This is a genomic window from Hydrogenophaga electricum (assembly GCF_030160815.1).
Lineage (GTDB): Bacteria > Pseudomonadota > Gammaproteobacteria > Burkholderiales > Burkholderiaceae_C > Hydrogenophaga > Hydrogenophaga electricum.
This window is the reverse complement of the sequence record NZ_BSPB01000002.1, coordinates 1-25,449: the sequence shown is the minus strand read 5'-3', so window position 1 is coordinate 25,449 and position 25,449 is coordinate 1. Positions and strand designations below refer to the sequence as shown.

At 69.6% G+C, this 25,449-nt stretch carries 29 protein-coding genes; 11 read left to right on the top strand and 18 right to left on the bottom strand.

Annotated elements, in window-relative coordinates:
- Positions 1 to 65 precede the first annotated feature (65 nt).
- Positions 66 to 572 (top strand): DUF4405 domain-containing protein, encoded by a 507-nt coding sequence (locus QQK43_RS01460; RefSeq protein WP_234264767.1) that lies wholly within the window; start codon positions 66 to 68, stop codon positions 570 to 572.
- Positions 573 to 590: 18 nt separating this feature from the next.
- Here the strand turns inward: QQK43_RS01460 and QQK43_RS01455 are convergent, their stop codons facing one another.
- From QQK43_RS01455 to QQK43_RS01445, 3 genes are all read right to left on the bottom strand, one after another.
- Positions 591 to 1,193 carry an NAD(P)H-dependent oxidoreductase gene (locus QQK43_RS01455; RefSeq protein WP_284306344.1) on the bottom strand — a complete coding sequence of 201 codons (603 nt, stop codon included), beginning with the start codon at positions 1,191 to 1,193 and terminating at the stop codon, positions 591 to 593.
- A 73-nt stretch (positions 1,194 to 1,266) separates the two neighbouring features.
- Positions 1,267 to 1,872 (bottom strand): hypothetical protein, encoded by a 606-nt coding sequence (locus QQK43_RS01450; protein WP_284306343.1) that lies wholly within the window; start codon positions 1,870 to 1,872, stop codon positions 1,267 to 1,269.
- Positions 1,835 to 2,329, bottom strand: coding sequence for a hypothetical protein (locus tag QQK43_RS01445; protein ID WP_284306342.1), 495 nt, complete (start codon positions 2,327 to 2,329; stop codon positions 1,835 to 1,837). The genes QQK43_RS01450 and QQK43_RS01445 overlap by 38 nt, the downstream gene beginning before the upstream one ends.
- A 157-nt stretch (positions 2,330 to 2,486) precedes the next feature.
- On the opposite strand from QQK43_RS01445, the gene QQK43_RS01440 reads away from it, so the two are divergent.
- Entirely contained in the window at positions 2,487 to 3,413 is a 927-nt protein-coding gene (locus QQK43_RS01440; protein ID WP_234264770.1) for a LysR substrate-binding domain-containing protein, read from the top strand.
- 22 nt (positions 3,414 to 3,435) lie between these two features.
- Here QQK43_RS01440 and QQK43_RS01435 read toward each other — a convergent pair whose 3' ends face one another.
- On the bottom strand, positions 3,436 to 4,407 hold the full coding sequence (locus tag QQK43_RS01435; RefSeq protein ID WP_284306340.1) for a Bug family tripartite tricarboxylate transporter substrate binding protein: 972 nt from the start codon (positions 4,405 to 4,407) through the stop codon (positions 3,436 to 3,438).
- Positions 4,408 to 4,510: 103 nt separating this feature from the next.
- Between QQK43_RS01435 and serB the strand changes: the two genes are divergently transcribed.
- Entirely contained in the window at positions 4,511 to 5,242 is a 732-nt protein-coding gene (gene serB, locus QQK43_RS01430; protein WP_284306339.1) for a phosphoserine phosphatase SerB, read from the top strand.
- A complete protein-coding gene (locus QQK43_RS01425) occupies positions 5,239 to 5,814 on the top strand; it encodes a thioredoxin domain-containing protein (RefSeq protein ID WP_284306337.1) in 576 nt (191 codons plus the stop codon). Before serB ends, QQK43_RS01425 begins: the two co-directional genes overlap by 4 nt.
- A 4-nt stretch (positions 5,815 to 5,818) precedes the next feature.
- On the opposite strand, the gene QQK43_RS01420 is transcribed toward QQK43_RS01425, so the two are convergent.
- Positions 5,819 to 7,189, bottom strand: a complete 1,371-nt coding sequence (locus QQK43_RS01420; RefSeq protein WP_234264774.1) for a TrpB-like pyridoxal phosphate-dependent enzyme — start codon at positions 7,187 to 7,189, stop codon at positions 5,819 to 5,821.
- Positions 7,190 to 7,331: 142 nt separating this feature from the next.
- Here QQK43_RS01420 and QQK43_RS01415 point away from each other — a divergent pair, with 142 nt between their 5' ends.
- The gene (locus QQK43_RS01415; RefSeq protein ID WP_284306336.1) at positions 7,332 to 8,375 is read left to right on the top strand and encodes an AraC family transcriptional regulator; all 1,044 of its coding nucleotides are present in this window, start codon (positions 7,332 to 7,334) and stop codon (positions 8,373 to 8,375) included.
- Between the two features lie 7 nt (positions 8,376 to 8,382).
- Here QQK43_RS01415 and QQK43_RS01410 read toward each other — a convergent pair whose 3' ends face one another.
- Positions 8,383 to 8,697, bottom strand: coding sequence for a hypothetical protein (locus tag QQK43_RS01410; RefSeq protein WP_234264776.1), 315 nt, complete (start codon positions 8,695 to 8,697; stop codon positions 8,383 to 8,385).
- Positions 8,698 to 8,927: 230 nt separating this feature from the next.
- On the opposite strand from QQK43_RS01410, the gene QQK43_RS01405 reads away from it, so the two are divergent.
- Complete coding sequence (locus QQK43_RS01405) at positions 8,928 to 9,926, top strand: porin (RefSeq protein ID WP_284306335.1); 999 nt, start codon at positions 8,928 to 8,930, stop codon at positions 9,924 to 9,926.
- Between the two features lie 81 nt (positions 9,927 to 10,007).
- Here QQK43_RS01405 and QQK43_RS01400 read toward each other — a convergent pair whose 3' ends face one another.
- From QQK43_RS01400 to QQK43_RS01370, 7 genes are all read right to left on the bottom strand, one after another.
- Positions 10,008 to 11,198 (bottom strand): aminotransferase-like domain-containing protein, encoded by a 1,191-nt coding sequence (locus QQK43_RS01400; RefSeq protein ID WP_284306520.1) that lies wholly within the window; start codon positions 11,196 to 11,198, stop codon positions 10,008 to 10,010.
- Positions 11,199 to 11,339: 141 nt separating this feature from the next.
- The gene (locus QQK43_RS01395; RefSeq protein ID WP_284306334.1) at positions 11,340 to 12,002 is read right to left on the bottom strand and encodes a 3-oxoacid CoA-transferase subunit B; all 663 of its coding nucleotides are present in this window, start codon (positions 12,000 to 12,002) and stop codon (positions 11,340 to 11,342) included.
- Positions 11,999 to 12,700 carry a 3-oxoacid CoA-transferase subunit A gene (locus QQK43_RS01390; protein ID WP_284306333.1) on the bottom strand — a complete coding sequence of 234 codons (702 nt, stop codon included), beginning with the start codon at positions 12,698 to 12,700 and terminating at the stop codon, positions 11,999 to 12,001. The genes QQK43_RS01395 and QQK43_RS01390 overlap by 4 nt, the downstream gene beginning before the upstream one ends.
- A 17-nt stretch (positions 12,701 to 12,717) precedes the next feature.
- Positions 12,718 to 13,341: a flavin reductase family protein gene (locus tag QQK43_RS01385; RefSeq protein ID WP_234264780.1), complete on the bottom strand. Its 624-nt coding sequence runs from the start codon at positions 13,339 to 13,341 to the stop codon at positions 12,718 to 12,720.
- Positions 13,342 to 13,373: 32 nt separating this feature from the next.
- Positions 13,374 to 14,372 (bottom strand): 2-hydroxyacid dehydrogenase, encoded by a 999-nt coding sequence (locus QQK43_RS01380; protein WP_284306332.1) that lies wholly within the window; start codon positions 14,370 to 14,372, stop codon positions 13,374 to 13,376.
- Between the two features lie 14 nt (positions 14,373 to 14,386).
- On the bottom strand, positions 14,387 to 15,256 hold the full coding sequence (locus QQK43_RS01375; protein WP_284306331.1) for an amidohydrolase family protein: 870 nt from the start codon (positions 15,254 to 15,256) through the stop codon (positions 14,387 to 14,389).
- A gap of 4 nt (positions 15,257 to 15,260) precedes the next feature.
- Positions 15,261 to 16,127: a cupin domain-containing protein gene (locus QQK43_RS01370; RefSeq protein WP_284306330.1), complete on the bottom strand. Its 867-nt coding sequence runs from the start codon at positions 16,125 to 16,127 to the stop codon at positions 15,261 to 15,263.
- Between the two features lie 247 nt (positions 16,128 to 16,374).
- Between QQK43_RS01370 and QQK43_RS01365 the strand changes: the two genes are divergently transcribed.
- The 5 genes from QQK43_RS01365 (at position 16,375) to nth (ending at position 20,909) form a co-directional block, all read left to right on the top strand.
- The gene (locus QQK43_RS01365) at positions 16,375 to 17,388 is read left to right on the top strand and encodes a Bug family tripartite tricarboxylate transporter substrate binding protein (RefSeq protein ID WP_284306329.1); all 1,014 of its coding nucleotides are present in this window, start codon (positions 16,375 to 16,377) and stop codon (positions 17,386 to 17,388) included.
- 43 nt (positions 17,389 to 17,431) lie between these two features.
- Positions 17,432 to 18,400 (top strand): D-2-hydroxyacid dehydrogenase, encoded by a 969-nt coding sequence (locus QQK43_RS01360; RefSeq protein ID WP_284306328.1) that lies wholly within the window; start codon positions 17,432 to 17,434, stop codon positions 18,398 to 18,400.
- 116 nt (positions 18,401 to 18,516) lie between these two features.
- On the top strand, positions 18,517 to 19,329 hold the full coding sequence (locus tag QQK43_RS01355) for a helix-turn-helix domain-containing protein (RefSeq protein ID WP_284306327.1): 813 nt from the start codon (positions 18,517 to 18,519) through the stop codon (positions 19,327 to 19,329).
- 105 nt (positions 19,330 to 19,434) lie between these two features.
- Positions 19,435 to 20,202 (top strand): HpcH/HpaI aldolase family protein, encoded by a 768-nt coding sequence (locus tag QQK43_RS01350; RefSeq protein ID WP_234264787.1) that lies wholly within the window; start codon positions 19,435 to 19,437, stop codon positions 20,200 to 20,202.
- 71 nt (positions 20,203 to 20,273) lie between these two features.
- Positions 20,274 to 20,909 (top strand): endonuclease III, encoded by a 636-nt coding sequence (gene nth / locus QQK43_RS01345; RefSeq protein ID WP_284306518.1) that lies wholly within the window; start codon positions 20,274 to 20,276, stop codon positions 20,907 to 20,909.
- 6 nt (positions 20,910 to 20,915) lie between these two features.
- Here nth and QQK43_RS01340 read toward each other — a convergent pair whose 3' ends face one another.
- From QQK43_RS01340 to QQK43_RS01320, 5 genes are all read right to left on the bottom strand, one after another.
- A complete protein-coding gene (locus QQK43_RS01340) occupies positions 20,916 to 21,479 on the bottom strand; it encodes a histidine phosphatase family protein (protein ID WP_234264788.1) in 564 nt (187 codons plus the stop codon).
- On the bottom strand, positions 21,476 to 22,297 hold the full coding sequence (gene cobS, locus QQK43_RS01335; protein ID WP_284306325.1) for an adenosylcobinamide-GDP ribazoletransferase: 822 nt from the start codon (positions 22,295 to 22,297) through the stop codon (positions 21,476 to 21,478). Before cobS ends, QQK43_RS01340 begins: the two co-directional genes overlap by 4 nt.
- A 7-nt stretch (positions 22,298 to 22,304) precedes the next feature.
- Positions 22,305 to 23,372, bottom strand: a complete 1,068-nt coding sequence (gene cobT, locus QQK43_RS01330) for a nicotinate-nucleotide--dimethylbenzimidazole phosphoribosyltransferase (protein ID WP_284306324.1) — start codon at positions 23,370 to 23,372, stop codon at positions 22,305 to 22,307.
- Between the two features lie 4 nt (positions 23,373 to 23,376).
- Positions 23,377 to 24,939 carry a cobyric acid synthase gene (locus QQK43_RS01325; protein WP_284306323.1) on the bottom strand — a complete coding sequence of 521 codons (1,563 nt, stop codon included), beginning with the start codon at positions 24,937 to 24,939 and terminating at the stop codon, positions 23,377 to 23,379.
- On the bottom strand, positions 24,936 to 25,449 hold a 514-nt coding region (locus tag QQK43_RS01320; RefSeq protein ID WP_284306321.1), incomplete at its 5' end, for an aminotransferase class I/II-fold pyridoxal phosphate-dependent enzyme. The genes QQK43_RS01325 and QQK43_RS01320, both read right to left, overlap by 4 nt.

Here is a 25,449-nt window from a genome sequence, read left to right as displayed (position 1 = left end):
GGGCGCCACGAAACTTCATCGGTGCGTTCCACCATGGAATGCCTCACGATCGAAGGAGAAAAACCGTGAAACTCAATCCCCACCGCCCCTGGATCACCCCGCTCGTCATCGGCGCCTTCGGCCTCTCGGCCGTCACCGGCATGCTGATGTTCTTCCACCTCGACAGCGGCCTGAACAAGACCGCCCACGAATGGCTGAGCTGGGCCATGGTGATCGGCGTCGGCCTGCACCTGCTGTTGAACCTGCCGGCGTTCAAGCGCTACTTCACCCAGACCACGGCCCGGGTCGTCATGGGCGTGTTTGCCGTCATCCTGGCGCTGAGCTTCATCCCCGTCGGCGGTGAAAGCAGCGAACCCGGCTTTGCCCCTCCGGTGCGCGCGCTGGCGCAGGCTCCCATCAGCGTGCTGGCGCAGGTCGCCGGCACCAGCACCGACGACGTCAAGGCCAAGCTCCAGGCCCAGGGTCTGACCGTGACCAGCGATCAGCAGACGGTGGCCGAACTGGTGGGCGGCGATCTGCGCAAGCAGATCGGCACCATCAGCCAGGTGCTGCCGAGCGGTACCGCTCGCTGATCCGGAAGCCGTGCCGTCTCAGTCCTGCGACGCTGCGGGCAAGCGCCCGGCGTCGGCCTGGCCGGTGGACTTGACTTCGGCCAGCCAGCGTTCGCGCTGGGGTGCGTCGGCCTTGTGCACGGGGCCGATGCGGGTCACGTCCACCGGGCGCAAGCCACAGAACTTGAGCGTGCTGCGCACCAGCGCCTTGATGGTCGGGTCGCCCTGGATGAAGCGCAGGTAGTAACCCGGCGAGTCGGTGGTCAGGATGACGCGGGCGCTGCGGCCGGCCAGCAGGCCTTCGGGCATGCCGTTGGGCAGGTAGCGGTAGGCCCAGCCGCGCTCCAGCGTGCGGTCGAAAAAGCCCTTGAGCAGCGCCGGGATCGACCCCCACCACAAGGGCGTGAGCACCACCACCCGGCGCGCCGCCTTGATGGCGGCCTGGGCGCGCTGCAAGTCGGGTTCCAGCGCCTGCTGCGCGTGGTAGTCCACGTGCAGGACTGGGTCGAAAGCCAGATCCCGCAGCGCCAGCACCTCGACACTGGCGCCGCCTGCCCGCAGGCCTTCGGCGTGGCTCTGCGCCAAGGCGGCGCACAGGGAGGTGTGGTTGGGGTGTCCGTCGATCACCAGCACGTCGGCCATGCATGCGCTCCTTGTCCGTCCATACGGACATGGTACAGGGGCTGTTGCGCGATCGCTGGTACCCGAAAGCCTCTCAACCTCGGTGGTTCGCCGAGTTCGAGGGCAGCATCTCCGGGTGAATTTCGAACAGGTGCGGGTTGGCAGGGTTGACCGCCACACGCACCCAGCCCGAGTCTGGCCAGCCGTAGGTTTCCAGCCGCGTAAGGTTTTCGAAGAAGCGTTGCGTCTTCGGGTTCAGCAGGGGTTTGCCGATGCGGAAGATGTGGGTATCGCCATGCACGTACAGCACCGGACGCGAATACGCCTGCATCTGCTCGATCAGTGCGTCCAGGAAAGGGTCGTAGGGTGTCGGCTCCGGGGTCTTGGGCGCGTCCGCACCCCGCACGCTGCGTGCATAGCGTTGTGCATAGGACCGTGTCCACCGGTTCTCGAAATCCGGATTGGCGTGAGAAATCAGCACCAGCCCCGGGCTGTCCTCGGCCTTGGCCGTGGCAAAAGCCTTGCGCATCCAGGCGATGGCGGCGGCCTGCCGCGCCTGGTGCTCGGCCATGTCCTCTTTGGCGTTGTCGTCGCTGCCCACGATGTGCAACGTCGCAAAGCGCAGCCCCTGGATGCGCCAGGTCAGGTTCTCGACGTAGGCTTCATAGCCGGCCTCCCGAGCCTGGCTGGCCACAGGCATGCTGCGCTGGCCCAGTGCCCTCGCGTGGATAGAAGGTGGCGCGCAGCTTCTGCAACCGCTCCAGCGGCGAGACCTTGATCTTCTTGAATTGCACCGCGTCGGACCAGTCATTGTCGCCCGGCGTCAGTACCAGTGGGTGGCGGCACGCCTGGAACGTGCCCAGCACGTAGGCGTAGTTGTCGTCGGTCATCGGCATACGCGCCAGCGACGGGTCGCGCTCGTAGGGGCGCGGGTCGAACATGCAGTCGCCGATGTGGGTGACGAAGGCCAGGTCGCGCGCGTTGATATCGTCCATCACCCGCACGTATTCGGCCTCCTGTGCCCGGGTGTAGGGAATGTCGCCGACGACCCCGAACTCGAATCGGCCGCCGGGCGTCGCAGCGGCCTGGCGCGGCGCAGCGGTTGTGCAGGCCTGCACCAGCGGCAGGGCCGCGATGGCGCCCAGAGCGCGGGCCATGAATGGCCGTCGGGTGGTCAATGCGGTTTTTTCCATCGTTGTCTCCTTGTCTTCGTGGTGAACCGGTGTGCATGTTGGCCTGGGTAGGCAATGGTGACAAACGGCTAATATTCGCCTTCGAACCAGTTTTTCTTAACCGAATTCGCCCATCGCGACCATGAAACGCCCCCAGCTCCCCGCTCTGCACCTGCTCGTGGCGTTCGAGTCAGCAGCGCGGTTGATGAGCTTCAAACGCGCTGCGGAAGAGATCTCGGTCACGCCGTCGGCGCTGAGTCAACGCATCGTGCGCCTGGAGCAGATGCTGGAGATGCCCTTGTTCGAACGCGGCAACCGCCGCATTGGCCTGACCACCGCCGGCATCACCTACCAGCACGAGGTGCGGCAGGCACTGGCTGCTCTGGCCAGCGTGTCGAGTCGCGCCATGCAGCGCGCACCGACCACGCTCACCCTCGCCATGAACAGCATCGTCTCGCACGAACTGGTGATCCCGCACCTGCCACTGCTGCAGCGCTGGGACCCGGACCTCGATATCTGCGTGCGTTCGCGCACCAGCATGAAGACCTTTTTCGCCGAAGACGCTTCGGACGCCGGCATCGATGGTGGCATCCGCATCGGCAACGGCGCCTGGCCGCAATTCGAATCACACCTCATCGGCCGCCTCACGGCGGCTCCGCTGTGCGCGCCGGCCCTCCTACCACAGCTTCGCGACTGGGACGACCTGCACCGACACACGCTGTATTGCCCCCGTTCGCGCCGCGCGGAAACGCTGGAGACCTTCCGCCACCCGGCCACAGGCGCTTACCCGCGCCAAGTGGTCACGTTCGAGACCCTGCTGGAGGCTGCACGCGCCGTCGAAGCCGGCATGGGCGTGATGAGCGGGATGATGCCGCTGATGAATGGTCTGGTACGGCGCGGCCGTTTCACCGTTGCCGTGGGGCCGGTACGGCCGACGGCGGAATCCCTGTGGCTAATGGTGCGTGCCGACTGCCGGGCGCCGGCACGCATGGCGACCGTGGCCGAATGGCTGACCGACGCGTTCGAGCGTCTTCAGGCACCGGTGGACGCACCAGCTTGGCTAACCTGATCCGGCGCTTGCGCCCGCGACCTCAACCGCTGGCCGTGAACCCCGTGGCGCGAATCACCTGGCCCCAGCGCTGGTGATCACTGGCCAGAAGCGCCGCCATCGCATCGGGCCCCAGACCGGTAGGCTGAAGACCGCGCTCAATCAAGTCGCGACGCCAGGCCGGATCGGTTATCGCCGACACGGCTGCTCTGCCCAGTTGCCCGACCAGGGAGACGGCCAGGCCGGCGGGCGCGAACAGTGCATACCAGGAGGTGGAATCGAGGTCGTAGCCCAGTTCCTGAAAAGTCGGTACACCGTCGAGCACCGGGTCGCGCTCGCGGCCATTGATCGCCAGCACCCGCGCCTGGCCTTGCCGAGCCAGAGTGCGCAGATCGCCCATGCCGGTCGCCAGCGCGGATATCTCACCGGCCACCAGTGCCCGCATCGCGGCCGCTGTACCCGGGTAAGGCACGTGCGTGAGTGCCAGTCCCTCGGCGCGCCCGAGCATCATGCCGACGAAATGCGAAGTGCTGCCGGTCGCGGCCGACGCATAGAAACCGCGCCGGCCCGGGTCCGTGCGAACCCAGTCGCAGTATTCGGCCAGCGTCGCCACCGGCACCGCAGAGCCAACCGCCAGGCCGGTCTGGAAACTGCACAGGTGGGCGATGGGCACGAGATCCCGCAAGGGGTCGTAGCCCAGCGTGCCCGCGTGGCTGTGCGGAAAAATGGCCATGGTCGCGCTCGGTGTGAGCAGCAGTGTCGATCCGTCGGCCGGCGCGGCCTTGACGGCCAGGTTGGCGATGCGCCCGCCCGCACCATGCCGGTTTTCGACGATCACGCTGCGCCCCAACTCCGGCGCCAATCGCTGGGCCAACTGGCGCGCCAGCGTATCAATGGTGGCGCCAGCGACGTAGCCAACGACCAGACGCATCGGGCCCGGAGCACGGGCGGCGGCCGTCTGGTGGCCTGCGAACGGCAGCGCCATCAGGGTCGCGAGAAATTGCTGTCGGTTCATCATCGGGCGCCGCCATCCGGCCAAAAACAGGGCTGAGACATTACCCCAGCGGCCAGGGGCTGTCCAGACGGCCACCATCGCCCTGCATCGATAATCCTCCCCCATGACGCCCGCCACCGCAGCACCCATCGAATTCGCCCCTGGCCTCATCGTCCAGGGCATCACGCCGCCCCTGAACCTGCGCGACTTCAAGCTGATCGCGTTCGACATGGATTCCACGCTGATCAACATCGAATGCGTGGACGAGATTGCCGACGCGGTGGGCCGCAAGACCGAGGTGGCGGCCATCACCGAAGCGTCGATGCGCGGCGAGATTGCCGACTTCAAGGAAAGCCTGCGCCGCCGCGTGGCCTTGCTTGAAGGGGTGACCGAAGACGATCTGGCGCATGTCTACCGCGCACGCCTGCGCCTGAACCCGGGCGCCGCCGAACTGGTGCTGGCCTGCAAGGCGGCGGGGCTGAAAGTTCTGCTGGTCAGCGGCGGCTTCACCTATTTCGCCGACCGCCTGCGCGACCGGCTGGCGCTGGACTTCGCACGCAGCAACCAGTTGGAGATCATCGACGGCCGGCTGACGGGTCGCCTGCTCGACCAGAGCTGGGGCGACATCTGCGACGGCGCCATGAAGAAGGAAACCCTGCTGCGCACCTGCAGCCTGATCGGCTGCGCCCCTTCGCAGGCGATCGCCATGGGCGATGGTGCCAACGACCTGGAGATGATGGGCGTGGCCGGCCTGTCGGTGGCCTACCGCGCCAAGCCCAAGGTGCGGGCCCAGGCCAAGGTGGCCATCGACATGGGCGGTCTGGACCGCCTGCTCGAACTGTTCCAGGCGGCATGAGCGCGGCCAGCCGCCTGCGCACGTGGGCGGGCGGCCTGCGGCGCGACGGGAAACGCCACCTGGGCACCCTGGCCCTCTTCGCGGGCGTGCTGCTGGCGGTGCAGCTCTGGCAGACGCGCAGCGTGGCCGGCGGTGCGCTGCCGGCTGCGGCGCTCGACGCGGCCGTGCCCGTGATCGGGCCGGACGGCGCACGCCGCGACAGCACGCTGCGGCAGGAGATCGCGCGCGTGCAGCAAGCCCACCCGGGCCGGAACATCGGTCTGTACGTGTGGGCCGACTGGTGCCCGATCTGCCACACCCTCCAGGGCACGGTCAACGGCCTGACTCAGGACCACCCGGTGATCACCGTGGCCATGCAGTCCGGCCCGCCCGAGAAAGTGGCCGGCTACCTGGCCGGGCGCGGGCTGGCCTGGCACACCCTGGTCGACCCGCGTTCGGCCATTCCGGGCGCGCTGGGCTTCGGCGCCGTGCCGGCCTTTGCCGTGATCACGCCGCAGGGCGAGCTGCGCTGGCCGACCGTGGGCCTGACCAGCGGCTGGGGCCTGCGCCTGCGTCTGCTGTTCGCGGGCTGACCGCTCAGGCCGGTTCCGGCACGCTGGGCAGGCCCGACAGCGCCATCGCCAGCTCCTTCTCGTCGTAGGCGTCGTCCGCCAGGTCGCCGCTGAAGTACTTCTGGTAGGCCGCCATGTCGAAGTGGCCGTGGCCCGACAACGAGAACAGGATGGTCTCGCTCTTGCCCTCGCGCTTGCAGCGCAACGCCTCTTCAATGGCGGCCTTGACCGCGTGGTTGGCCTCGGGCGCCGGCACGATGCCTTCGGCGCGCGCGAAGGTCACGCCCGCCTCGAAGCACGACTTCTGCGAGAAGGCGGCCGCCTCGATCAGGCCCAGGTCCTTGCAGTGCGACACCAGCGGCGCCATGCCGTGGTAGCGCAGGCCGCCGGCGTGGGTCGCGGGTGGGGTGAAGGTGCTGCCCAGGGTGTGCATCTTGGTCAGCGGCGTCATGTGGCCGGTGTCGCCGAAGTCGTAGGCGTACTTGCCGCGCGTGAGCGACGGGCACGACGCCGGCTCGGCCGCCAGGATGCGCGAGCGCTTGCCGCCTCGCAGCGCGTGGCCGATGAAGGGAAACGCGATGCCCGCGAAGTTGGAGCCGCCACCGGTGCAGCCGATCACCACGTCGGGCCAGGCGTCGGCCATCTGCATCTGTTCCATGGCTTCCAGGCCGATGACGGTCTGGTGCATCAGCACGTGGTTGAGCACCGAGCCCAGGGCGTACTTGGTGTCATCGCGCTGCACCGCGAGTTCGACCGCCTCCGAAATCGCGATGCCCAGGCTGCCCGGGTGGTCAGGCCGCTGGGCCAGCACGCTGCGGCCGTACTGCGTTTCGTTCGACGGCGACGGCAGGCAGCGCGCGCCGTAGGTTTCCATCACGGCGCGGCGGTAGGGTTTCTGGTCGTAGGACACGCGCACCTGGAACACCAGCACCTCCAGATCGAACAGCGAGCCCGCGAACGACAGCGAAGTGCCCCACTGGCCGGCGCCGGTCTCGGTGGTCAGGCGCTTCACGCCGGCCTGCTGGTTGTAGAAGGCCTGCGGGATGGCGGTGTTGGGCTTGTGGCTGCCGGCGGGGCTGACGCCTTCGTACTTGTAGAAGATTTTGGCGGGCGTGCCGAGCACTTTCTCCAGCCGGTGGGCGCGGTACAGCGGCGCCGGGCGCCAGAGCTTGTAGATGTCGCGCACCGGTTCGGGAATCTCGATCTCGCGCTCGGTGCTGACCTCCTGCATGATCAGTTCCATCGGGAACAGCGGCGCCAGGTCGTCGGGGCCGATGGGCTGCAGCGTGCCGGGGTGCAGCACGGCCGGCAGCGCCTTGGGCAGGTCGGCCTGGATGTTGTACCAGAACTTGGGCATCTGGCTTTCGTCGAGCAGGTACTTGGTCTGCAGGGTCATGCGGGGTACTCCTGAAAGAAAAGAGGGACGGCCGGACAAACAACGGCCGCATTCTGGAAGCGCCCCGCACCCGCGTGCAGCCGCTTTGCGAACCCGGGTATCCGATAGGCGCAAAACCCCGGGTTATCACTAATATGCGGCCATGCCCCCGAGCCCAGCCCCCTCTCCCACCGCCCTGCCGGGCTGGCTGGACCCGGCCGCGCCCGCCGGCCCCGGCTGGCGGCCGCTGAGCGTGCTCGACTCGCACGACCTTGACCAGACCCGCGAGCAGATCGCCCGCATCTACAAACCGCACGAGCTGGCCGTGGTCGGCGCCCGCCAGCGCGTGCACGCGCGCATGCACCACCGGGCGCTGGGTCCGGCGGTGTCGCTCAACCGCCTGGCGCACGGTGCGGCGGTGCGCATCGACCCTGGCCGGCTGGACGACTTTTTCCTCGTGCAGATGCCGCTGGCCGGGGAAGCCCTGGTCTGGCACCAGGACACCCGCCATGTCTGCCAGCCGGGCCAGGCCTCGGTGATTTCGCCGTCGGAGGCCGTGCGCATGGCCTGGTCGGCCCCGTGCGACCAGTTCATGCTGCGCATCGACCACCAGCGGCTGCGGCACGTGGCGGCCGCGCTCTCGGGGCGCGATCTGGTGACCCTGCCCCGGCTGCAGCCCCTGATCGACCTGCGCCAGGGCGCCGGGGCGCACTGGTGGCAGCTCATGCACTACCTGGCGCAGTTGATGGACCCGGCGTCGGGCCAGTTGCCTGCGGGCCTGCACGCCGCCATGCTGGAAGACCACGTGCTGGCCATGCTGCTGCGGGCGGCCTGGTCACCCGCCATCGCGGGCGGACCGCCCCGCCCGCCGGCCACCCCGCGGTTGCGCCTGCTGGAGGACCACATCCAGGCCCATCTGGACCAGCCGCTGACGGTGGCCGACCTGGCCCGCGCGGCCGGCTCCAGCGTGCGGCTGGTGCAACAGGTGTTCGCGCGCGAGCACGGCACCACGCCCGGCGCCTACATCCGGCGCCAGCGTCTGGAGCGTGTGCGCCACGACCTGATGCACCCCGGGCCCGACACCCAGGTGCTGCAGACCGCTGCGCGCTGGGGTTTCGATCACCCGAGCCGTTTTGCCGCCGCATACCGGCAGGCGTTTGGCGAGCCGCCCCGCGCCACGCTGGCGCGCGGGCAGCAGCGCGGCTGAGGCGGATTCAGGCGCCGCTGGCCGGCGCGATGTCGTAGCCGCCTTCGTCCAGATGGCGGTGCGGCCCCCAGACCGCTTCGAGCGCCGCCGTCTCGGCCTGCGCCCACAGCTCCACCACCGTGCGCTCGTCCACGCTCAGGGCCTCGCTGTCGGGCGGGTCGCCATGCGTCATGCGGATGCGCTGCACCGCGGCGTAGACGGGCCAGACCATCGCCGCATCGCCCAGCACGCTTTCCAGCGCGGCGCGAAAGCGTGCCTCGGCCTGCGCGGTGTCGGCGGGCGAAGCGCCTTCGGGCACATAGAGCTTGAGTTGGTAAGTCATGCGGAGTCGGGGGACGTATCGCAGAAAAGGGGCCGTGCGCCGTTCTGGTTCATTTGACCACCTGGTCAGGAACGCCGGTGAAACGGCCGTCCGGAATCGGTGCGGCATGGTACCAGCGAGACACCAATACGGCGCGGTATCGGGCCCCAGGGGTGGCACATGGGTTGCTAAATCAGCTTGAACGACCTTGTTGTTCTGCTATCAATTTTCAATCTCCTTGGAGTTCACAGATGAAGAAGAACCGTCTCTCGCAACTGGGCCTGGCGTCGTTGCTGGCCCTGGCGGGCATGGGCGCCCACGCCCAGAGCAACGTGTCCCTGTACGGCCTGGCCGACTTGAGCGTCGGCCGCACCCAGGCCCCGGGTGGCCAGTCCACCAACTCGGTCGACAGCGGCAAGATGAGCACCAGCTACTGGGGCATCGGCGGCAAGGAAGACCTGGGCGGCGGCCTGTCGGCCGTGTTCAAGTTCGAGCAGTTCGTGCGCATGAATACCGGCGCCATGGGCCGTTTCGACGGTGACACCGCGTTCTCGCGCACCTCTTCCGTGGGCCTGTCCAGCGCCAGCCTGGGTACCGTGACCTTCGGCCGCAACAGCACGCCGCTGTTCGTCTCCACCCTGCTGTTCAACGCTTTCGGCGATTCCTTCGGTTATTCGCCCAGCATCCGCCACTATTTCAGCAGCGGCACCGTCACCGGTGACACGGGCTGGAACCAGTCGGTGATGTACGCCAGCCCGACCTTCAGCGGCTTCCGCTTCGGCGCCATCGCGGCCTTCAAGACCGGCGATGCCGCCACCGACGGCAAGAACTGGGGCCTGAACTTCAGCTACGGCAACGGCCCGATCGCCGCCTCGCTGGTGTTCCAGGACGTGAAGAAGGACTCCGCCGTCGCCGCCCTGGACGACACGCGCACCGTGCAACTGGGCGCGTCGTACGACTTCGGCGCCGCCAAGGCCTTTGCCCAGCTGGGCTCGATCGACAACAAGACCAAGGACGTCGGCTACGACATCGCCGGTCTGGGCGTGCGCGTGCCGCTGGGCGCTGGCGCCGCGATCGCGCAGTGGAGCCGCATCGCTCCGGACGTCGGTTCGGACCGCAACACCCTGTCGGTGGGCTACCTGCACACCCTGTCCAAGCGCACCGAGCTGTACGCCGTGGCCATGAGCGACAAGATCGACAACCTGGGCACCGGCAAGAGCTACTCGCTGGGCATCCGCCACAAGTTCTGATCGTCTGCTGCGGCAGCTTCGGGCCGCCTGTGGCCGCCACGCCCCACCGGGCAGGCGGCCACAGGCGGCTTTTTGGCGCCTTCAGAGGGCCTGGGCGAGCCGGGCGATGCCTTCGCGGATGCGGTCTTCGTCGGCCGTGGCGAACGACAGGCGCAGGGTCGCGTGGTCCGGATCGGCGGCAAAAAACGGCGCACCCGGCACAAAGGCCACGCCGCGGTCAATGGCCCGCCGGGCGAGTTCGGCGCCATCGGCCACGCGGCCATCGGCGCCGGTCAGGCGCGCCCACACGAACAGCCCGCCCTGGGGCGGCACGAAATCGATGGCGTCGCCCAGTTCGCTGCGCAGCGCCTGCACCATGGCCTCGGCGCGCGCCGCGTAAACCTGGCGCACCCGCGCCAGCGTGGCGGGCATGCGCCCGGCCTTCAGGTACTGCGCCGCGGTGGCCTGGGCAAAGGTGCTGGTGTGCGCGTCGCTGAACTGCTTGCACATGGTGGCCTTGGCCAGCAGGTCGGCCGGGCCGACCATCCAGCCCACGCGCAGCCCGGGCGACAGCACCTTGGACAGCGAGCCGCAGTGCACCAGGCGGTCGCGGCTGCCCGGCACGGTGGCCGACAGCGCCAGCAGGCTGGGCGGCGGCGCATCGCCGAAATAGAGGTCGCCGTACGGATCGTCTTCGACGATCAGCGTGTCGTGGCGGACGGCCATCTCCAGCACCTTCTGGCGCCGCTCCAGGCTGAGCATGGCGCCGCTGGGGTTGCCGAAGGTGGGAATGAGGTAGACGAACTTGGGCTTGTGCTGCTCGATCAGACGTTCCAGTTCGCCGGTGCGCACACCGTTGCCATCCACCGGGGCGCTGATCAGTTCGGCCCCGTAGAGCTTGAAGCACTGGATGGTGGCCAGGAAGGTGGGGCCTTCGACGATGACCTTGTCGCCCGGGGAGATCAGGGTCTTGCCCAGCAGGTCGAGCGCCTGCTGGCTGCCAGTGGTCACGATGAGCTGTTCGGGCGCCACTTCGGCGGCTCCCTTGCTGGCCATGAAGGCCGCCAGTTGCTCGCGCAGCGGCAGATAGCCTTCGGTGGCGCCGTACTGCAGCGCCGCACCGGGCTCTTCGTTCAGCGCCGCGTTCGCGGCTTCGCGGATGCCTTCCACGTCGAACATGGCGCTGTCGGGGAAGCCCCCCGCGAAGCTGATGATGCCGGGCTTGCCCAGCAGCTTGAACAGCTCCCGGATGGCAGAGGTTTCGACGTTGTTCAGCCGGTCGGCGAAAGGAATGGCAAAAGACATGGTGGTGCAGGAAGGGTCGGACAAAACACAGGGGCCAGGCTGCCCATTGTGCCAAGGAGCCCACCCGCCCCCTTGCCCCAGGGTCACAGCGTCTTCACCCCACCCTTGTGGCGCCGCGGCCGTGCCGGCTCAGGCGCCCGTGACCGGCAAGACGGGCAACACCGGCAGGCGCAGCAGGCGTTCGAGCCCTTCGAGGGACAGCCCGTCGACCGTCTCGACCAGCCGTACACCCTGCGGCGTGCATTCGAGCGTGGCCAGATCGGTGTAGATGCGTTTGACGCAGCCGATACCGGTCAGCGGGTAGCTGCAGCGCTCGACCACCTTGCTCCGACCTTCGCGGGTCAGCAGATCCATCATGACCCAGGTCTGCTTGGCCCCGATGGCCAGGTCCATGGCGCCGCCCACAGCCGGGATGCTGCCGGCCTCGCCCGTGCTCCAGTTGGCCAGGTCGCCCGTGGCCGACACCTGAAAGGCACCCAGCACGCAGATATCCAGGTGCCCGCCACGCATCATGGCGAAGCTGTCGGCGTGGTGGAAGAAGGCGCCTCCGGGCCGCAGCGTCACCGGCTGTTTGCCGGCGTTGATGAGGTCGTAGTCCTCCTCGCCTGCGGCCGGCGCGGGGCCCATGCCCAGGATGCCGTTCTCGCTGTGCAGGATGATCTCGCGGCCCGGCGGCAGGTGGTTGGCCACCAGCGTCGGCTGGCCGATGCCCAGGTTGACGACGGCCCCGTCGAAGATGTCCCGCGCCACGCGCGCAGCCAGCTCCGTCTTGCTTCGGCGCTGAGGGTTCATGCGGTTTTCCTGAAGCCGCCGGCCTGGGTGGCCACGCGGTCGATCTTCACGATCTGGCTGACGAAAATACCCGGGGTGACGATGGCCTCCGGGTCCAGCGCACCCAGTTCGGCGATCTCGTGCACCGTGGCCACGGTCTTCTTCGCGGCCATGGCCATCACGGGGCCGAAGTTGCGGGCCGCCTTGCGGTAGGTGAGGTTGCCCCAGCGGTCGCCGCGCTCGGCCTTGATCAGGGCCAGGTCGCCGTGGATGGGGTATTCGAGCACGTAGGGCCGGCCGTCGATGACCCGCGTCTCGCGGTCGCCCGCGAGTTCGGTGCCGTAGCCGGTGGGGCAGAAGAAGGCGCCGATGCCGGCGCCGGCCGCGCGCAGGCGTTCGGCCAGGTTGCCCTGGGGCACCAGTTCCAGCTCGATGCGGCCGCTGCGGTAGAGCGCGTCGAACACGTGCGAGTCGACCTGGCGCGGGAAGCTGCAGATGATCTTGCGCACGCGCCCGGTCGCCAGCAGCGCGGCCAGGCCGGTGTCGCCGTTGCCGGCGTTGTTGTTAACCACGGTCAGCCCGCGCGCACCCTGCGCGATCAGGCCGTCGATCAGTTCATTGGGGATGCCGGCGGTGCCGAAGCCGCCGATCAGCACGGTGGCGCCGTCCTGGACACCCGCCAGGGCTTCGGCGATGGAGGGAGCGATTTTGTCGATCATGACGAAAGCCCGGCCCCTCAGCGCGGCGGGTTGGGACGGCCCAGCTCCACCAGCTCGCCGGTGGAGGCGTACTGGTTGCCACCCAGGCGGGTCAGCGGGCGGGTGCGCACCACGTCGAAGCGGCCGCCGGCATCGACGAAACGGTCGTCCATGTGCAGCGCCACCACGCGCCCGAGCACGACGTTGCTGAACGTGTCGCCGGGGCCCACGGGGTCGATGTCGATGATCTGCAGCAGCTCGCACTCCATGCTGGCCGGCGAGGCGGCCACCCGCGGCGGACGGACCTTGACGCTGGCGGCTTTTTCCAGCCCGGCCAGTTCGAACTCGTCCACGCCGTAGGGGGCGTTGAACGACGAGGTGTTCATCGGTTCGCGCAGATCCCAGGTGACCAGGTTGGTGACGAACTGGCCGGTTTCGCGCACGTTGACGATGGTGTCTTTTTCGTGGCGGTCGTCGGGTGCATTGCAGGCGAACATGACCACCGGCGGCGCCGTGGAGACCAGGTTGAAGTGCGAGAACGGGGCCAGGTTCACGCGCCCGCTGGCAGACACGGTGCTGATCCAGCCGATCGGGCGCGGGGCCACGATGGCGTTGAAGAGCGAGCGCTTGAAGTCGGGCGTGGCGGCAAGATCGATGTACATGGGTCGAAACGGGTGACGGAAACCGGGGAGGATCAGGCCTGGGGATTGACGATGGACGCGCCGGGCTGGCCCTGGAGCACGAGGGCGATGTTCCGCGCCGCCTGCTCGCGGCGGCCGAAGAAGCCCTGCCACGTCCACGACGCCACGTGCGGCGTACACAGCACGCGCGGATGGGCCAGCAACGGGTCGTCGCGCGCCGGCGGTTCGGGATCGAACACGTCGTAGGCGGCCGCGGCCAGGGCGCCGCTGTCGAGCGACCGGATCAGGGCGTCGCGGTCGACCAGCGTGGCCCGCGCGGTGTTCACGAGCACGGCGCCACGGCGCATGCCGGCCAGTGCCGCGGCATCCAGCAGCGGCCGGCCGTCGGCAGGCGGTGGGCAGTGCAGCGACACCACGTCGCTGGCCGCCAGCAGCTCGGGCAGCGTCACCGAACGCACGCCATCGGGCAGGTCTTTGGCGAACGGGTCGTGGGCGAGCACGTTCACGTTCCAGCCCGCCAGACGCTGCGCCAGCGCGCGGCCGATGCGCCCGAAGCCGACGATGCCCACCGTCTGCCCGTCCATGGGTGCGGAAAACACCTGCGGCCGGCGCCAGCCGCCTTGCTGCAGGTGCTCGCGGGTCCACACATGCAACTGCTTGCGCAGCGCCAGGATGAGCGCCATGGCGTGTTCGGCGACAAACACCGAGTCGTTGCCACCCGGCGTGTTGCACACGCGGATGCCGCGTTCGGTGGCGGCGGCGACGTCGATGGTGTCCACCCCGACACCGATCTTGCTCAGCACCTTCAGGTCGGGCAGCGCGTCCATCACCGCGCCGGTGATGCGCAGGCCACCCGAGACCAGCGCGGCGGCGCAACCCTGGGCGTCTTCGATGAAGTCGGCCGGCCGGTGGTCGCGGTAGGCCGGGTCGTGGTTGGGGCGGCCCAGACGCACGTCGAAGCCCTGCTCGCGCAGCCAGGGCACGCTGGGGTCTTCGGCCAGCACGCGTTCCCAGATCAGGACCGGGGCCAGCACAGAGGAAGCAGTGTTCATGGATCGAAAAGGTATCAGGCAGGAAAACCGAACAGGCCGGCGGGGTTGTGCACCAGGATCTGCTCGCGGACCGTGGCGTCGGGCAGCGCCCGCACCAGCAGTTCGACCAGATCGGCGTCGTTGGGCATGGTGTGGCTGGCGGCGTCGTACAGGGGGTGGGGCCAATCGGTGGCCCACAGCATGCGCGTGGCGTCGAGCCCGGCCAGCGTCCGCATCACGGTCACCACGTCGTCATAAGGGGGCCGGCTGCGGTGGTCCAGCCGCGAGAGCTTGAGCCACCAGTGGCCGCGCGCCAGGGCTTCGCGCAGGAAGTCGGCGCCAGGCCCGTGCAACCCCTCGGGATCGAGGTAGGCGGCGTGGTCCACGATCACCGGTGCATCCAGGCTCAGCAGCAGCGCCGCGTGCTGCGCCAGTTCCGCTGCGGTGGCGTGCAGGGAAAGGCTCCAGCCCAGGCGCACGGCGCGCGCCGTCTGGCGGCGGAAGGCGGCCTTGTCGAACGGCTGGCCGAAGCGCGAGAGGATGTTGAAGCGCGCGCTGCGAACGCCCGCGTCGTGCAAGGTGCGCTGCGCCTGGTCGTCGAGGCTGTCGTCCAGCAGCGCCACACCGCGGTAGCGATCAGGGTCGGCACGCAGCGCGTCGATCAGCACGGTGTGGTCGAACCCGTACACCGACGGCTGCACCAGCACGGCCCGTTCGATGCCCAGTTGCCGGTGCATGGCCTGCAGCTCGGCCAGCGTGGCCGACGCCGGCTCGTAGCGGCGCCCCGGCAGCAGCCGGTGTGCGTGCGCCGGGTCGAACACGTGCAGCGCCGTGTCGCACGACCGCGGCGGCAAGGCGGTGGCGGGCCGGCGGGTGGCGCGCTGCCAGTCCAGGCAAGACGCCATGGCCTCAGTCCCGCACCGGCACGTAGTCACCGGCGTTGTGGACCCAGCCCTTGGCAATGAAGTCCGCCCGCGGCGGGCTGAAGATGTCGATCAGCAGATGGTGCCCGCCGCCAATGCCTTCGGTGGTGTGCACCAGGTCCACGGGAATGACCGCCAGCGACGGCGATGGGGCTGGCAGGTGTTCGTCGGGCCGCCAGAGGTTGGCGTTCTTGCCCCATGGCACCCGCAGGTGGTGCACATAGTTGCCCGCCAGCGCCAGCGAGCCCTGTTCGAAATCGGTGTGGCTGTGCGGGCTCAGCGCGGTGCGGTCGCGCTCGCCGTGGTAATCCACCCAATTGATGGACAGCGTCTCGGTCTGCAGCATTTTCAGGCGCGGGTTGTCTCGCGGCGCGGGCACCGACGCCATCTCGAACACCCGGGCTTCGGGTGCATCGGGGCGGCGCAGGTACGGGCGCCCCGTGGGCACGATGCGCGGGTCCGGCTCGGCGTAGGCGTCGGCGTTGAGGATGTCCCCCTCGCCGATGTCGCCCCGGTTCGACGCGATCACGGCACAGCTGCCGCCCTCGGCCAGGGCGATGGCATGCACCCCGGCGGCGAGAATGCACACACTGCCCTGGCCGTTGGCGCGGGCCACCACCGTGCCCGAGGGCGCGTGGGAAAGGGTCGCTGGCGCGTCCGGCAGGATCACCAGCACCTCCGAGGCGCTCTCCACGGTGAACGGCTGACCGCCCGAAACGATCCGTTCCACGATGAAGTTCTGGCCACGCATGCACCAGCGCCGATGGCCGTCGGACAGCAGGGGCTCGTGGGCATCGAAGGCGGCAAAACTGCGGTGCCGCACGGCAGCGGGTCGGGGAAGGGACGGGGTCATGAACGTCAGGCCCGGAAGGCCAAAAAACAACTCGGGGTCATCATGGCCGCAATGTTTCACCGGGCGCAATGCGCATCGGAGCGCTTTCTGCCAGCCGGAAGGCAACCCCGGCTCTGTTCCGCTTGCCGGAAAGGCGCCGCCTATTCGTTGACAGTGCCAGAGCGGCTCAGAAATCATCCGCGGGGTTCGCTGCCAGCTGTCCGACGGGCACCACAGGCCGACACCCCACCATCCAGGAGACATGTCCATGCATTCGAAATCCCGCACAACCGCCCTTGCGCAACCACTTTTCCGGCACGCCGGCCAATGGCTCCTGGCCACCGCGGTAGCGGTCTCCGCGCACGCCACGGCACTGGCGGACACTTTCCCTGACAAGCCCGTGCGCATGGTCGTGCCCTTCTCCGCCGGCGGCACCATGGACACCTTCGGCCGCCTGGTTGCGGGCGAAATGGCCAAGGCGCTGGGCACCAGCGTGGTGATCGAAAACCTCACCGGCGCGGGGGGCTCGATCGGCAGCAACAACGTGGCCCGCTCGGCCGCCGATGGCTATTCGTTCTGCTTCTGTGCCACCGGCAGCACCGTGATCCTGCCGCTGATGGACAACAAACTGCCCTACAAGGTCCCGCAAGACCTGCTGCCCGTGGCCCACGTGCTGCGCATCGAACAAACCATCGTGGTCAATGCCGACAAGGGCGCGGCCTCGCTGGCCGCGCTGGTCGAACAGGCCCGGACCAAGCCGACCGGCCTGCTTTACGGCACACCCGGCATCGGGACCTCGAACCACCTGGCCGGCGAGCTGTTCAAACAGGCTTCGGGCACGAACATCGAGCCCCTGCACTACAAGGGCGAGGCGCCGGCACTGGTCGACCTGCTCAGCGGCCAGATCGACTTCATGATCGCCTCGGTGTCGTTCGCCGAGCCGCACGTGAAGGCCGGCAAGATGCGCGTGCTCGCCCTGACCGGCCCCAACCGCCTGCCGAACTACCCGGCCATCGCGACCATCGCCGAATCGGGTTTTCCGGGCTACGAAGCCACCACCCAGGTCGGCCTGCACGTGCCCAAGGGCACGCCGCGCGAGCGCATCGACAAGCTCAACGCCGCGCTCAACCAGGCCCTGCAGAGCAAAGAGCTGCGCGAGCGCATGGCCGCCAACGGCGTGACCCCCGTGGGCGGCACGCCCGAGGCCTACGCCCAGTTCCTGACCCAGGAATATGAAAAATGGGGCCGCGTGATCAAGCAGGCCGGCATCAAGCTGCAATGACCTGCCTCCGCCACTGACCACCTTTCCGACCGAGCCCACGAGCATGCCCACCCGACTTCTGCTGCTGCCCCCGCAACTGCCTGCCACCCGCGACTGGGCGCAGCGCCTGAGCACCGCTTACCCCGAGCTGGAAGTGGTGGTCGCCGAAAGCGACGCCGAAGCGGCTGCAGCCATCGGTCAGGCCGATGCCGCCGTGGGCACGCTCACCCCGGCCCTGCTGGCCGCGGCGGGCCGGCTGCGCTGGCTGCACTCGCCCCTGGCGGCGCCGCCAGCGGGCTACTTCTTCCCGGAGCTGACGGCGCACCCGCTCACCGTCACCAATGTGCGGGGCATCTTCAACGACCACATCGGCGCGCACATCCTGTCCTTCGTGCTGGCCTTTGCCCGCGCGCTGCACCGCTACATCCCCCAGCAGCAACGCAGCGAATGGAAACAGCCGCCGCGCTACGAGGGCACGGTCTACCTGCCCGAAGCCACGGCGCTGATCGTTGGCGTGGGCGGCATCGGGGCCGAGACCGCGCGGCTGCTCTCGGCGTTCGGCGTGACGGTGATCGGCACCGACGCGCTGCGCACCGAAGCGCCCGAAGGCATGGCGGCCATCCACCCGCCCGAACAGCTCGATGCCCTGCTGCCGCAGGCCGACTTCGTCATCGTCACGGTGCCGCACACGCCGGCCACCGAAGGCCTGTTCGACCGCCAGCGGTTCCAGCGCATGAAACGCGGCGCGTTCTTCATCAACATCGGCCGCGGCATGACCACCCGGCTGGACGACCTGGTCGAAGCGCTGGAGAGCGGACAGGTCGGCGGCGCCGGCCTGGACGTTTTCGAGCAGGAACCCCTGCCCGCCTCGCACCCGCTGTGGACCCTGCCGGGCGTGCTGATCACCCCCCACGTGGCCATGTGGGGGCCTTACTACAACGAACGCCGCTACGCCGTGCTCAGGGGCAACTGCGCCCGCTTCCTGGCGGGGCAGCCCCTGATCAACGTCGTGGACAAGGCCAACTGGTTCTGAGGCGCTGACGCCCGGCCCCGGCACACCGCCCGCACAGTATGATGACCCCCCACTCCTCACCCGCCTCCGCGGCTGCGTCGGACCGTTCCGCCGCCACGAGGGCGCGGAAACGCTTCATGGGCCAGACGCGCGACAACCCCAAGACCGAATCGATACGGGCCATCTCGCGCGCCCTGCTGATCCTGCGCGTCATGAACGGGCAGCCCACATGGAGCCTGCACGATCTGCACCTGCAGACCGGCCTGCCCAAGTCCACCATCTTCCGCATCCTGCACACCTTGCAGCAGGATGGCTACGTCAGCGTCGAAGGCAGCGCCGGGGTCTACCGGCTGACGGCCAAGATCCTGGAAATGAGCGGCGGCTACACCGACAAGTCGCTGCTGGTGGAAATGGGCTCGGCTGCTGCGCTCAAGCTGACCAAGACCATCAAATGGCCGGTGGCCATCGGCGTGCTGGATGGCGACGCGATCGTGGTGCGCTACAGCGGCATGCCCTACAGCCCCGTCGCCGCCCACGCCACCACACTGGGCCAGCGGCTGGGCCTGACCACCACCGCCATGGGCCAGGCCTATCTGGCGTTCTGCCCCGAGGTCGAGCGCGAGATCCTGTTCGACATGCTGCGCATGCAGGGCGCTTCGAGCGGCACCCACGTCCTGACGGACGAGGAGGCGCTGCTCCACACGCTGCGCAACGTGCGCACGGCGGGCCATGCCGTGCGCCAGCCGAACGCGCTGCGCCGCACCGCCACGCTGGCCGTGCCCGTGCTGCACGGCGACGAGGTCGCTGGCCTGATGGGCATGACCACCTTCGGCTCGCTGATGACCGGGGCCACCATTGCCCAGTTTGCGCCCGTGCTCAAGGACGCCGCGCAGGCCCTGGGACAGGCCTATTCCGAGCGCCTGGGCCAGTTGCGTTCGGGCCAGTCCTGAGCCGCCTTTCTGGCTGCCGGAAAGCGCCGCTGCGCGGGTTGCGCCACCAGCGAGGCCTTGCCAAGATCGGTGGTTTCTCCCCTTCAACCCGCTATCTGCCAGGCCATGAAACAACGCGCCGACATCCGCGAGGGCTCCCTGGCCCTCGGCTCCTTCGTCAAGACCGACTCGGCCCAGATCACGGAAATCCTGGGCACCACCGACCTCGACTTCATCGTCGTGGACGCCGAACACGCCCCGTTCGACCGCCTGAGCCTGGACCGCCACATGATGGCCGGCCGCGCCACCGGCATGCCCGTCTGGGTGCGCGTGCCCGACAAGCTCCCGGCCACCTTCCAGTCGGCGCTCGACCTCGGCGCTGCGGGTCTGGTGGTGCCGCGCGTGGACAACGCCGGGCAGGCCCGCCAGGTGGTCGCCCAGGCCAAGTTCCGCCATGGAGGCAGCCGGGGCTTCTCCATCTCGCCGCGCTTCGCAGGCTATGGCACCCTGAGCATGACGGCCGCCATCGACGCCGCCGACCGGACGCTGGTGATGTGCCAGATCGAAACCGCCGAAGGGCTGGCGCAGGTGGCCGCCATCGCGGCGACGCCGGGGGTCGACGGCCTGCTCATCGGGCGGGCCGACCTGGCGCTGTCGCTGGGGGTGGAGGACATCCGCGCGCCCATCGTCTCCGATGCCTGCGACCGCATCATCGAAGCCGCGCTCCAGGCCGGTATCGCCCCGGCCATGTTCGTGCCCAATCCGCAAGACGCGCAGGCCTTCCGGCGCCGCGGCGTACGCTGCTTCGTGATCTCGTCCGACCAGTCCCTGCTGCGCGGCGCGGTGCAGCAGATGGCCCACCCCAGCCAGTGGGAGGCGCCGGCCGAACACTGAGGCCGCACCCGATTGGCCCTAGACTTGGTCGTCCCCACGAATCCCCGACGCCCATGTCCCAGAGCCCGCCCATGACGCCGGCGCAGATCGAGCAGTTCTTTGCCATCCTGCAGGCCGCGAACCCGCAACCCGTCACCGAGCTGGAATACACCAGCGTGTTCGAACTGCTGGCCGCGGTGCTGCTGTCGGCCCAGGCCACCGACGTGGGCGTCAACAAGGCCACGCGCAGGCTGTTCCCGGTGGCCAACACGCCGCAGAAGATCCTGGCACTCGGGCTCGAAGGGCTCGAGTCGCACATCAAGACCATCGGGCTGTACCGCAGCAAGGCGAAACACCTGATGGCGACCTGCCGCATCCTGGTCGAGCGCCATGGTGGCGAGGTGCCCCGCACGCGCGAGGAACTCGAAGCCCTGCCCGGCGTGGGCCGCAAGACTGCCAATGTGGTGCTCAACGTGGCCTTCGGCGAACCGACCATGGCGGTGGACACGCACATCTTCCGCGTCGGCAACCGCACCGGCCTGGCGCCGGGCAAGACGCCGCTGGCGGTCGAGCACCAGCTGCTCAAGCGGATTCCCGCGAAGTACCTCGTCGATGCCCACCACTGGCTGATCCTGCACGGGCGCTACGTCTGCCAGGCGCGCAAGCCGCTGTGCGCGCAGTGCGCGGTGGCCGCCTGCTGCCGCTTTCCGGCCAAGACCCCGGCCTGAAGGCCGTCACACCGTCAGCGCGAGCCAGCCACCGGGCGGCGGCGCCTGCCGGGGCCATTCGTGCGCGCCGGCAATGGTGCGCCGCCCCGGCTGGATCAGGTACTGCACCGCGCGGATGACCCCGGCGTGGGTCACCCACACCATCTCGGGCTGCTGCGTGGCCCGCGCGGCATCGAGCGCGGCGGCCACCCGGTCCAGCACCTGCTGGGTGCTCTCGCCGGACCGGTCGCCACCGACACGGTGGTGGGCAAAACCGGCCATCCAGTCCTCGAACTCGCTGCGCGGCAGGCTGTCCCAGGGGCGGAGCTCCCAGCCGCCAAAGTGCATTTCGTTCAGCCGGGCGTCGACCCGCGGATCGCCCAGGTCGGGCCGCAGGGCCTGCAGTGCCTGAGCCAGTTGCCGCGCGCGGCCCAGCGCCGACACCCACACGGGCACCCCGGGCGCCGGCAGGCTGGCGAACGCGATGGCGGCGCCCTGCGTGGGTTCGGCCAGGGCCGGCACGTCGCTGGCGCCGTAGCACAGGCCAGGCGGCAGGTCCACGGGGCCGTGGCGCAGCAGCCAGAGCCTCATGCCGCCGCCCCCAGGCCGAGGACGAGCCCCAGGTAAAACCCGATTTCGGCCACCTGCTGGGTGGCACCCAGGCCATCGCCGGTAAAGCCTTGCAGACGCCGCTGCAGCAGCCGCCAGACCAGGCCCCCGCCCAGCGCGGCGCCCAGCAGCGCCACCGCCCAGGCCCCGTCCGGCAGCAGGGACAGCGCCAGCGGCACCACCGGCAGCCACCAGAGCACACCGACCACCACCGCGCCGTTGGCGATGCGGTCGGCCAGCGGCTTGGATTTGGAGCCGTCGCTCTCGCCCACATGGTCCAGCGTGCGGATCACGAACAGCGGCAGCAGCCGCGACGTGACGTGCGCCGCCAGCAGTGCCACCGCCACGCGCAGCGCCCCTCCGGCCTGCGCCAGCAGCACCAGCAGCGCGAGCTTGGCCAGCAGCGCCAGCACCAGGGTCGCGGCGCCGTATGTGCCGATGCGCGAGTCCTTCATGATGGCCAGGGCGCGCTCGCGGTCGACACTGCCGCCCAGGCCGTCGGCGGTGTCGGCCAGACCGTCTTCGTGGAAGGCGCCGGTCAGCCAGAGGCCGAAGGCCGTGCTGAAGACCGCCGCTACCCAGAGCGCCGCCGGCTGCGCGGGCAGCGCACGCACCGCCCCCAGCCAGACCAGCGCCACGAGCGCGCCCACCACCCAGCCCACGCCCGGGAAATGGGCCGCGCTGGCGCGCAGCATCGCGGGCGAGTAGCCGACCCACGCGGCCAGCCGCCCGGTCACGGGAATGCGGGTGAAGAACTGCAACGCCAGCAGGAAATGGCGCACGCCGCCGCGCTCGCTCATGCCCACCTCAAGCCTGGGCCGGCGCGGCGGCACTGGCGCCGTCTTGCCGCGAAACGCCGGCCGCTTCGAAGCTGGCCATCTCGCGCAGGATGGCGCAGGCGCTTGGCAGTAGCGGCCAGGCCAGCGCCGCCCCCGAACCTTCGCCCAGGCGCAGGCCGAGGTCGAGCAAGGGCTCGGCTTTCAGGTGGGCGAGCATGAGCGCGTGGCCGCGCTCGCCCGAGCGGTGCGCGAACACGCAGCGCTGCAGCACGGCGGGCCGGAGCTGGCTGGCCACCAGCACGGCCGAGGTGGCGATGAAGCCGTCGACCACGATCACGCGGCGCTCGTGCGCGGCCTGCAGCACCGCACCGACCAGCGTGGCGATTTCGAAACCGCCCAGGGCCGCCAGCGCGGCCAGCGGCTCGGTGGCGTCGGCATGGCGCGCCAGCACCTGGCGCAGGATGCCAATCTTGCGTTGCACGGCCTCGGCGTCGAGCCCGGTGCCGGCACCGGTGGCGTCGGCGATGTCCAGACCGACCAGGCGCGCCAGCAGCAGCGATGCGGCCGAGGTGTTGCCGATGCCCATTTCGCCCAGCAGCAGCGCGTTGCCGGGCAGCCCCTGCACCAGCGCCGCCCCGTTGGCCAGGGCCTGGTCGCGCTGCGCCGCGCTCATGGCCGGGCCTTCCAGCGCATCGGCGGTGCCGGCACCGATCTTGCGGACCAGCAGGCCCGGGCGCGGCGCGAAGTCGTGCCGCACCCCGCAGTCGACCACCGTCAGCCCGATGCCGTGCTGGCGCGCCAGCACGCTCACGGCAGCGCCGCCGGCCAGGAAGTTCTCCACCATCTGCCAGGTCACGTCGCTCGGGTAGGCCGAGACCCCCCGCGCCGCGAGGCCGTGGTCGCCGGCGAACACCACCATCTGCGGGTCGTGCAGCACCGGCTGTTCGCTGCCGAGGATGAGGCCGATGCGCTGGGCCAGGCGCTCGATCTGGCCCAGGGAGCCGACAGGTTTGGTCTTGTTGTCCAGCCGGTGCTGCAGGCGCGCGGCCAGTTCGGGTTGGGCGATGTCGTCGATGACGGGAAGGGTGAATGGCATGGTGTCAGTCGGTGTGGATGAGTCGGTCGAGCACGCCGGGTTCGGCGTGCCGTTCGAGAAAGTCGGCGAGACCGTCGAACACGGTCTCCAGGGTCGGCACGGTGGCGCCGAACAGGGCGCGCAGCACGGCCGGGTCTTCAAACAGCCCGTGCAGGTAGCAGCCGAACACGTTGCCGGCCGCGTTCTGCCAGGCCAGGCCCGGCACGATTTCGCGCGCGATGTCGCCCTTGGCGGCCATCGCCGGGTGCTGCGCGGTCTGGCCGTGGTGGATTTCGTAGCCGGCGGCGCTGGCGCCCTTGAGCGCGGCCCAGGCCCCCACCGCGTCGCCGAAGGTGATGCGGCTGCGGCGCACGGTCTTGTCGGCGTCGAAGGCCGTCACCAGCGGCAGCAGGCCCAGGCCAGGGGCGTTGCCGTCGATGCCATGGGTGTCGATCAGGGCCTCGCCCAGCACCTGCAGCCCGCCGCAGATGCCCAGCACCGCCCCGCCCTGCGCCGCGTGCGCGGCCACCGCCTGGTCCAGCCCCTGCGCGCGCAGCCAGGCCAGGTCGGCCGCGGTGGCCTTGGAGCCGGGCAGCACGATCCAGTCGGCGCCCGCGCAGTCGGCCGGTGTGCGCGCCCAGACCAGGCGCACCCCCGGCACGTTCCTGAGCGGCTGGAATTCGTCGAGGTTGCTGATGCGCGGCCAGGCGATGACGGCGATGGTTTTCTTCACCGCGCCGGACGCCCGCGTTTTGTCGTCGAATACGCCATCTTCTTCCGGCAGGCCGTGCTGCCACCACATCGGCAGCGTGGCGACCACCGGCACGCCGGTCAGGTCCCGCAACATCTGCGGCGCGGGCGCGAGCAGGCTGGCGTCGCCGCGGAATTTGTTGAGCACGAAGCCCTGAATGAGCGCGCGCTCGTCTTCGGGCAGCAGCGCCCAGGTGCCGTACAAGTGGGCAAACGCGCCGCCGCGGTCAATGTCGGTGACCAGCAGGCAGCGCGCCTGCGCATGCCTCGCCACGCGCATGTTCACGATGTCGCTGGCGTGCAGGTTGATTTCGGCCGGCGAGCCCGCGCCTTCGATCACCACCACGTCGTTGTCGGCGCGCAGCGCGTCCAGCGCCGCCACGATGTGCGGCCAGACTTTTTCGCTGCGACCGCGCCAGGGCATGTCGCTGAGTTCGCGACTCACCTCGCCCATCAGCACCACCTGGCTGCGCGTGTCGGCCTCGGGTTTGAGCAGCAGCGGGTTCATGCGAACCTCGGGCTCGGCTCGGGCGGCCAAGGCCTGGAAGTACTGCGCAGAACCAATTTCGGCCCCCACGCTCCGCCGCTGACGCGGGTCGCTGCCCCCCGAGAGGGCTGATTCGGCTTGGGGCGGCCCGGCGCCGAATCCGTCGCCCTCCGCAGCATCCTCTTCGTTCGGTCTGCCAGCCACCACCCGGGCGTTGTTGCTCATGTTCTGGGCCTTGAACGGCGCCACCTTCAACCCCTGGCGGGCATAGTGCCGGCACAGCGCCGTCGTCAGCCAGCTCTTGCCGGCGCCGCTCGTGGTGCCGAGCACCATCACGCAAACTGCGGTCATGGCGATGTCTCCAGTTTGAGGTCGTTCAAGGCCGCGTCCAGCGCCGCCAGGGCTTCGGGGCGCTGCGCGCTCAGCCGCCACCAGCCCGGCAGGCCAAACGAGGTGGCGTCGCGCAGTTTGATGCCTTGCGCACGCAGGGCCACCGCGTTCAGCGCCTGCGGGGGGCAGGCGCAACCGTAGGCGGTGTCGCTGGGCGCGAGGGTCCAGCCGTGGCGGGCCAGCGTGTCGCGCAGGGCCTGCGCCCAGGTGGCCAGCGTGTCGCGGCTGCGGGCCACCCAGGCCTGCACCGCAGGCTGCGCCCACGCCCACAGCATGGCCTCGCCATGGGCCCCGATGGGCCAGGACGCGGCCAGTGCGTCGAGCGCGGCGACGTCGGCCTGCGCACCCAGCGGCGCGATGGCGTAGGCCGCGCGCACGCCCGTCAGGCCCAGCGCCTTGTTGGGCGACCAGAGTTGCCAGACGCGGTCGAGCTGCGCGGCGCTCAGAGCACTCTCGCCCCGCAGCCGCAGG

Bases quoted from the DNA above. Each gene is read 5' to 3' on its own strand.
- QQK43_RS01455 (WP_284306344.1), bottom strand. From the start codon at position 1,193: ATGGCCGACGTGCTGGTGATCGACGGACACCCCAACCACACCTCCCTG.
- QQK43_RS01450 (WP_284306343.1), bottom strand. From the start codon at position 1,872: ATGCCTGTGGCCAGCCAGGCTCGGGAGGCCGGCTATGAAGCCTACGTC.
- QQK43_RS01445 (WP_284306342.1), bottom strand. From the start codon at position 2,329: ATGGCCCGCGCTCTGGGCGCCATCGCGGCCCTGCCGCTGGTGCAGGCC.
- QQK43_RS01440 (WP_234264770.1), top strand. From the start codon at position 2,487: ATGAAACGCCCCCAGCTCCCCGCTCTGCACCTGCTCGTGGCGTTCGAG.
- QQK43_RS01435 (WP_284306340.1), bottom strand. From the start codon at position 4,407: ATGAACCGACAGCAATTTCTCGCGACCCTGATGGCGCTGCCGTTCGCA.
- serB (WP_284306339.1), top strand. From the start codon at position 4,511: ATGACGCCCGCCACCGCAGCACCCATCGAATTCGCCCCTGGCCTCATC.
- QQK43_RS01425 (WP_284306337.1), top strand. From the start codon at position 5,239: ATGAGCGCGGCCAGCCGCCTGCGCACGTGGGCGGGCGGCCTGCGGCGC.
- QQK43_RS01420 (WP_234264774.1), bottom strand. From the start codon at position 7,189: ATGACCCTGCAGACCAAGTACCTGCTCGACGAAAGCCAGATGCCCAAG.
- QQK43_RS01415 (WP_284306336.1), top strand. From the start codon at position 7,332: ATGCCCCCGAGCCCAGCCCCCTCTCCCACCGCCCTGCCGGGCTGGCTG.
- QQK43_RS01410 (WP_234264776.1), bottom strand. From the start codon at position 8,697: ATGACTTACCAACTCAAGCTCTATGTGCCCGAAGGCGCTTCGCCCGCC.
- QQK43_RS01405 (WP_284306335.1), top strand. From the start codon at position 8,928: ATGAAGAAGAACCGTCTCTCGCAACTGGGCCTGGCGTCGTTGCTGGCC.
- QQK43_RS01395 (WP_284306334.1), bottom strand. From the start codon at position 12,002: ATGAACCCTCAGCGCCGAAGCAAGACGGAGCTGGCTGCGCGCGTGGCG.
- QQK43_RS01390 (WP_284306333.1), bottom strand. From the start codon at position 12,700: ATGATCGACAAAATCGCTCCCTCCATCGCCGAAGCCCTGGCGGGTGTC.
- QQK43_RS01385 (WP_234264780.1), bottom strand. From the start codon at position 13,341: ATGTACATCGATCTTGCCGCCACGCCCGACTTCAAGCGCTCGCTCTTC.
- QQK43_RS01380 (WP_284306332.1), bottom strand. From the start codon at position 14,372: ATGAACACTGCTTCCTCTGTGCTGGCCCCGGTCCTGATCTGGGAACGC.
- QQK43_RS01375 (WP_284306331.1), bottom strand. From the start codon at position 15,256: ATGGCGTCTTGCCTGGACTGGCAGCGCGCCACCCGCCGGCCCGCCACC.
- QQK43_RS01370 (WP_284306330.1), bottom strand. From the start codon at position 16,127: ATGACCCCGTCCCTTCCCCGACCCGCTGCCGTGCGGCACCGCAGTTTT.
- QQK43_RS01365 (WP_284306329.1), top strand. From the start codon at position 16,375: ATGCATTCGAAATCCCGCACAACCGCCCTTGCGCAACCACTTTTCCGG.
- QQK43_RS01360 (WP_284306328.1), top strand. From the start codon at position 17,432: ATGCCCACCCGACTTCTGCTGCTGCCCCCGCAACTGCCTGCCACCCGC.
- QQK43_RS01355 (WP_284306327.1), top strand. From the start codon at position 18,517: ATGGGCCAGACGCGCGACAACCCCAAGACCGAATCGATACGGGCCATC.
- QQK43_RS01350 (WP_234264787.1), top strand. From the start codon at position 19,435: ATGAAACAACGCGCCGACATCCGCGAGGGCTCCCTGGCCCTCGGCTCC.
- nth (WP_284306518.1), top strand. From the start codon at position 20,274: ATGACGCCGGCGCAGATCGAGCAGTTCTTTGCCATCCTGCAGGCCGCG.
- QQK43_RS01340 (WP_234264788.1), bottom strand. From the start codon at position 21,479: ATGAGGCTCTGGCTGCTGCGCCACGGCCCCGTGGACCTGCCGCCTGGC.
- cobS (WP_284306325.1), bottom strand. From the start codon at position 22,297: ATGAGCGAGCGCGGCGGCGTGCGCCATTTCCTGCTGGCGTTGCAGTTC.
- cobT (WP_284306324.1), bottom strand. From the start codon at position 23,372: ATGCCATTCACCCTTCCCGTCATCGACGACATCGCCCAACCCGAACTG.
- QQK43_RS01325 (WP_284306323.1), bottom strand. From the start codon at position 24,939: ATGACCGCAGTTTGCGTGATGGTGCTCGGCACCACGAGCGGCGCCGGC.